Below are 6,113 nucleotides of genomic sequence, written 5' to 3'. Positions count from 1 at the left end.
CATGATCATCATGCCCTCGACGCCGAGGTTGAGGACGCCGGAGCGCTCGACCACCAGTTCGCCGATTGCCGCGATGAGCAGCGGCGTCGCCGCGGTGGCGATGGTCAAAAGAATGTTGACGGTGATTTCCATCAGCGTGCCTCCTCCAGCTTGGGCGCGGCCTCGAGCTTTGGCGCGGCAAAGCCGATCAGACGAATGCGGTAGTGGATGAGCGTGTCGCAGCCGAGCACGAAGAAAAGAAGCATGCCCTGGAACACGCGCGCCACCTTGTCGGAGATGCCGAGCGCGCTCTGCACGGCCTCGCCGCCGAGATAGGTCAGCGCCAGAACAAGGCCCGCGGCGATGATGCCGAGCGGGTTGAGCCGGCCGAGGAAGGCGACGATAATGGCGGTGAAGCCATAACCAGGAGAGATCACGGGCTGCAGCTGGTTGATCGCGCCTGAGACTTCCGAGATACCGGCCAGGCCGGCAAGCGCCCCCGACAACAGGAAGGTGAAGAACACCATGCGGTTGAAGCCGAAGCCGGCGAAGCGCCCTGCCCTCGGGCTGGAGCCCAGCACGCGGACCTCGAAGCCCTTCAGCATGCGGCCCATCAGCAGCCAGATCAGCACGGCGGCGACCAGGGCGAAGACGAAGCCCCAATTGGCGCGCCCGGCGTCAGGCATCAGTTCGGGCAGGATGGCGGAGTCGCCGAACTGGATGGTCTGCGGGAAGCCATGGCCTTGCGGATCGCGCCACGGGCCCCGCACCAGCCAGTCGAGGAAGAGCTGTGCGACGTAGACCAGCATCAGGCTGGTCAGGATCTCGTTTGTGCTGAAGCGCGTCTTCAGCAGTGCCGGGATGGCGGCATAGACTGCACCGCCGAACATGCCGAGGATAAGCATCAGCGGCAGCACCAGCGGGCCTTCGAAATGGGGGAACAGCACCGGGATGATCGAGCCGAAAATGGCGCCGAAGATCAGCTGCCCCTCGGCGCCGATGTTCCAGATATTGGCCCGGTAGCAGACCGACAGGCCGACCGCGATCAGGATCAGCGGAGCGGCCTTGATCGCCAACTCGTGCAACTGCCAGACCTGGCTGATCGGCTCGATGAAATAGATCTTGAAGGCATTGAGCGGATTGACGCCGAGCAGCGCGAACAGAATGGCCCCGGCGATCATCGTCAACGCGAAGGCGATGAAGGGCGACAGCATCGAAAACAGCGCCGAGCGCTGCGGGCGTTTGACGAGTTCGAGGCGCATCATGCCGTCTCCAGCGTGTGTTCGGCGTGGCCGGGCTCGGCGCCGCCCATCAAGAGGCCGATCTTCTCGAAGGTCGCTTCGGCGATCGGTAGCGGTTTCGACAATTCGCCATTGTGCATCACCGCGATTGCATCCGAGATCTCGAACAACTCGTCGAGGTCCTGGCTGATGACCAGCACCGCCGAGCCGCTGCGTGCCAGTTCGATCAGCGCCTGGCGGATGTGGGCCGCGGCACCGGCATCGACCCCCCAGGTCGGCTGGTTGACCACCATGACGCTCGGCTTGCGGTCGAGTTCGCGGCCGACGATGAATTTCTGTAAGTTGCCGCCGGACAATGCCGCGGCTTCCGGATCGGGCGCGCTCTTGCGAACGTCCATCACCTCGATGATACGCTGGGAAGCAGCGTAGATGGCGGCGCTCTTGACCATGCCGCCAGAGCCGACAAAGGCCTTGCCGTCGGTGGCGTGGCGCGACAGTAGCAGGTTTTCCGAGAGCTTCATGCGCGGCGCGGCACCATGGCCAAGCCGCTCCTCCGGCACGAAGGCCGCGCCCATCAGCCGCCTGCCGGTGATGGTGAGGCCGCCGGCGTCCTTGCCGCGGATGCGCACCGAGCCGGCATCCGGCTGCATCGCCTCGCCGGAGACGGATTCGAAGAATTCGCCCTGGCCATTGCCGGCGACGCCGGCGATGCCGATCACCTCGCCGGCGCGCACGGTGAGGTTGATGTTCCTCAGCGGGATCGAGAACGGCGTCGCCGGCTTGCGGGTCAGCGCGCGGATCTCGAGCAGCGCCGGCGCCATCTCGATGCCTTCGGCCGGCGCGCGCACCACCGCCTTGACCTCGGTGCCAACCATCATGCGGGCGAGCGAGGCGGCGGTCTCCTGGCGCGGGTTGCAATGGCCGACCACCTTGCCGTGGCGCAGCACCGTGGCGCGGTCGCAGATACGTTTGACCTCTTCCAGCCGGTGCGAGATGTAGAGGATCGACTTGCCTTCCGAGCGCAGCCTTTCCAGCGTCTCGAACAGCTTGTCGGCTTCCTGCGGCGTCAGCACCGATGTCGGTTCGTCGAGGATGATCAGCTGCGGTGTCTGCAGCAGGCAGCGGATGATCTCGATGCGCTGGCGTTCGCCGACCGAGAGGTCGCCGACCAGCGATTCAGGATCGAGCGGCAGGCCGTAGCTGTAGGAGAGCGCCCTCGCCTTGGCGGCGATGCTGCTGATCGGCGAGCCGTCATCCAGCGACAGCGCGATGTTCTCCGCCGCGGTCAACGCCTCGAAGAGCGAGAAATGCTGGAACACCATGCCGATGCCGAGCTTCTTGGCGGCGCCCGGGTTGGTGATCCGGACTGGCTGGCCGTCCCAGAAGATCTCACCCGAATTCGGCTCCAGCGAACCGAATAGCATCTTGACCAGCGTCGACTTGCCAGCGCCGTTCTCGCCGAGCAGGGCGTGGATCTCGCCCTTGGCGATGTTGAGGTCGATATGGTTACACGCCGTCAGCGTGCCGAAAATCTTGGTCAGCCCACGAACTTCAAGCAGATTCGCGCTGTCGTGATTTGCACTCACAGTGCCTCCCATCTGGTTGCCAGATATGTTCTGTGTTCCCGCAAGCATCGTATGCGCTGCCGGCTGTTGGCGGAAAGCGGCACGCGACTTGAAAGAGCTTCAAGAATTTCAGCGGAAACTCAAGCGGTAAAAAAGTACCTTGCAAAGCCGGTGAAAGTGGATGGCCGGCTTTGCCAACTATCAATGCTTTCCACCGCGGCAAGCCGCCAGGAACGGCGGCATCAGGGGATCAGAACGGTGGTGCCTGTCGTGCGCCTTCCCTCGAGATCGGAGTGTGCCTTGCCGGCGTCCTTCAACTGGTAGCGCTGGTTGATCTTGATCTCGACCGCACCGCTCTGCACGACGCCGAACAGGGCCTCGGCCGACGCCACGAGGTCTTCGCGCCTGGCGTTGTAGACGAACAGCGTCGGCCTTGTGGCGTATAGCGAGCCCTTCTGCGCCAGGAGCGACATAGAGAAGGGCGGGATCGGCCCGGAGGACTGGCCGAAGCTGACGAACATGCCGAGCGGCTTCAGGCAGTCGAGCGAAGCGGGGAACGTATCGTTGCCGACGGAATCGTAGACGACATCGCACTTTTTGCCGCCGGTTATGGCGGCGACACCGGCGACGAAATCGTGCTCCTTGTAGTTGATGACATGGTCGAAGCCGTGCGCCTTGGCGAGCTCGATCTTGTCCGCGGAGCTTGCCGTGCCGATGACCGTGGCGCCGAGATGCTTGGCCCACTGTCCGAGGATCAGGCCGACGCCGCCGGCCGCCGCATGGAACAGGATAGTGTCGCCCGCCTTCACCTTGAAGGTGCGGCGCAAAAGATACTCGGCCGTCATGCCTTTCAGCATCATCCCCGCCGCCTGCTCGTCGCCGATGCCATCGGGCACCTTCACCACACGGTCGGCGGCGATGACCCGCTGCTCGGCATAGGCGCCGACATTGACGGCATAGGCGATGCGGTCGCCGGCCTTCAGCCAGTCGACGTCGGCGCCGACCGACAGCACCACGCCGGCCGCCTCGCCGCCGGGGATCAGCGGAAAGCCGCCGGGCGGAGGATAGAGGCCCGAGCGATGATAGACATCGATGAAGTTGAGGCCGATCGCGGTGTGCCTGATCAGGACCTGCCCGGCCCCGGGCTGGCCCGGATCGGCATCCTCATAGGTCAGTACTTCCGGGCCGCCATGGGCGTGGATGCGGATCGCTTTGGGCATTGGGCAGTCTCTCTTGGGATCAAGCCGTCTTGGGAACCGGCTTTCGCAGGAATCAGTCTTTTCCGGCGCCCGGCTTGGCGCCGAGCTTTGGAAAGACCTGCATGATACCGCCGATGCAGGCGAGGTAAAGTCCGGTCACGGTGATACCGACCTTGGTGAAGACACTGACCTGCTCGCCCAGCACGCCGATCTGGTCGTAGAAGGCGGCGAGTGCCGCCTGCGCCAGTGCCAGCGCACCGAAGGCACACCACAGCAGCGTCATGCCGAGATTGACCGGCCTCAGCCGCACCACGCGAACCGGATGAATGAAGTTGATCGGCACGAAGGTGAGGATGCCGGCGACCACCACCACGGCGAAGGAAACCCATTGCCCCGGCTCGATGACGAAGAGCGTGAACACCACCATGTTCCAGACGACCGGGAAGCCCTTGAAGAAATTCTCCTTCGTCTTCATGCCGGTATCGGCATAGTAGATCGCGCTCGACACCACGATGATCGCCGCCGACAGGAACGACAGTTTCTCGCCCATGAAGCCGCGCTGATAGAGCGCGAAGGCCGGGATGAGCACATAGGTTACGTAGTCGATGATGTTGTCGAGCAGCTCTCCCGACCATGTCGGCAGGATCTCCTTGACTTCGAGCTTCCTGGCGATAGGACCGTCGATGCCGTCGACGAACAGCGCCAGCCCCAGCCACCAGAACATCGCCGTCCAGCGTTGCTCGCTGGCCGCGACCAGCGACAGGAAGGCCAGGAACGAGCCGGAAGCAGTCAGAAGGTGAACCGAGAACGCACGCGCCTGCGGCCACGTCACCTTCTTCTTCGGTCGCGGAATCCGGTCGGCGATTTTCTTGGCGGCTTTCCTCGCCGCAGTGTTCTTGCTCACGGGCCCCGCCAGTCCAGCTTGCAGATCTCGGCCGAACGGCCGGCAAAGTTCCAGTTGCGGCCGAAGGCGCGCATCTTGCTCTTGTCGGACTTCGCCACGATGATTTCCGGCGCGATCCAGTATTCGGAGTTGCTGATCACCGTATCCTTTTCGCGGTCCTTGCCGGGGATCGGCGTCACCGCCCCGTCGATGATCTTCGGTATCTGGAAGATACGCGTCTTGTCACGCGTCTCATAGGTGATCGGCACCTGCTCGACTCCGAGGAATTTTCCAACCAGGATGGCAAGCAACGCGGTGGTGCCGCCCGCCTTGCCGGTGAAGATCCTGGTGAGCGCCTTGACCGCGTGGATGGAGGCGCGCTTATCGATGAACAGCCCGGCTGTCCAGTTGCCGCGGCTCATATAGCCAGGGATCTCCATCACAAGGCCAAGATTGAGGCCGGAGAGGTCGACGTCACCGGAATGGCCGGCGTCGATGCGGAATCCGGCCCAGGTCTGGCAATAGCCCTCGGTCGGCGGATGGCTTCCGAGCGACAGTACGCAAGGGCAAAAAACCGTGCAATTGCAGGAGAGTACGAGCTCCCCCTTCATTGCCCAGCCTTGGTCTTTCATCGAATTCTCTCCCCCTCACGCCGAAACTAATAGCAGGGCGGCACCCCAGACAAGCAGTATCGCACCGACACTCCGGCTTGCCATCCTGCCGGTGGTCTGTTTTTCGATCAGGGTGAACAGGCCGATCAACGCCATCCAGAAGATGTTCATCGCGCCCACGGCGAACATCACCAGCATCAGCGCCCAGCAGCAGCCCAGGCACCACAGGCCCTGTTCCATGCCGAGATGGAAGATGCGGCCAGGTTTCGCGCTCCAGTTTGCGAACAAGGTCGAGAACGGGTTGCGGCATTTCGTCAGGCAGGCTTCTTTCAGGCCGCTGAACTGGTAGAGGCCCGCGACCAGCAAGGCCGCTGCTCCGGCGATGCCAACGACCGGATCGAGCAATTGCCCGGACGAGGCGAAGGCGTGGACGCCGAGCGTCAGCGCCGCAAACAGCGCCGAGCCAGCCAGCCACATGCAGAGATAGCCCGCGACCAGGACCAGCGGGTGAACGACCGGCTCGCCCTTGATGCGAGCGGTGTCCGCGATCTCGCAATAGATGCGGATCATCGGCGCGGCGGACGGCAGCATCGTCGCCACGGCCATCAGGAACCACATCAGGATAAGCGCCGGCG

At 63.6% G+C, this 6,113-nt stretch carries 6 protein-coding genes and 1 pseudogene; all 7 read right to left on the bottom strand.

Going from position 1 to position 6,113, the window contains the following annotated elements; all coding sequences use genetic code 11:
- Positions 1–132: pseudogene (locus EN745_RS27520) on the bottom strand (ABC transporter permease); the annotation flags it as partial.
- Complete coding sequence (locus tag EN745_RS27515; RefSeq protein ID WP_126054542.1) at positions 132–1,244, bottom strand: ABC transporter permease; 1,113 nt, start codon at positions 1,242–1,244, stop codon at positions 132–134. The pseudogene EN745_RS27520 and the gene EN745_RS27515, both read right to left, overlap by 1 nt.
- The gene (locus tag EN745_RS27510; RefSeq protein ID WP_189363177.1) at positions 1,241–2,818 is read right to left on the bottom strand and encodes an ABC transporter ATP-binding protein; all 1,578 of its coding nucleotides are present in this window, start codon (positions 2,816–2,818) and stop codon (positions 1,241–1,243) included. The genes EN745_RS27515 and EN745_RS27510 overlap by 4 nt, the downstream gene beginning before the upstream one ends.
- A gap of 209 nt (positions 2,819–3,027) precedes the next feature.
- Complete coding sequence (locus EN745_RS27505; RefSeq protein ID WP_127406551.1) at positions 3,028–4,005, bottom strand: quinone oxidoreductase; 978 nt, start codon at positions 4,003–4,005, stop codon at positions 3,028–3,030.
- 52 nt (positions 4,006–4,057) lie between these two features.
- A complete protein-coding gene (gene pcsA / locus EN745_RS27500) occupies positions 4,058–4,888 on the bottom strand; it encodes a phosphatidylcholine synthase (protein ID WP_126054539.1) in 831 nt (276 codons plus the stop codon).
- Positions 4,885–5,499 (bottom strand): DUF1326 domain-containing protein, encoded by a 615-nt coding sequence (locus EN745_RS27495; protein ID WP_126054538.1) that lies wholly within the window; start codon positions 5,497–5,499, stop codon positions 4,885–4,887. The genes pcsA and EN745_RS27495 overlap by 4 nt, the downstream gene beginning before the upstream one ends.
- Positions 5,500–5,514: 15 nt before the next feature.
- Positions 5,515–6,113 (bottom strand): DUF2182 domain-containing protein (locus EN745_RS27490; protein WP_189363176.1); only part of this gene is annotated, 599 nt, incomplete at its 5' end.

The sequence above is a fragment of the Mesorhizobium sp. M4A.F.Ca.ET.022.05.2.1 genome (assembly GCF_003998845.1).
Taxonomy (GTDB): domain Bacteria; phylum Pseudomonadota; class Alphaproteobacteria; order Rhizobiales; family Rhizobiaceae; genus Mesorhizobium.
This window is presented reverse-complemented; position numbering and strand designations above follow the sequence as displayed.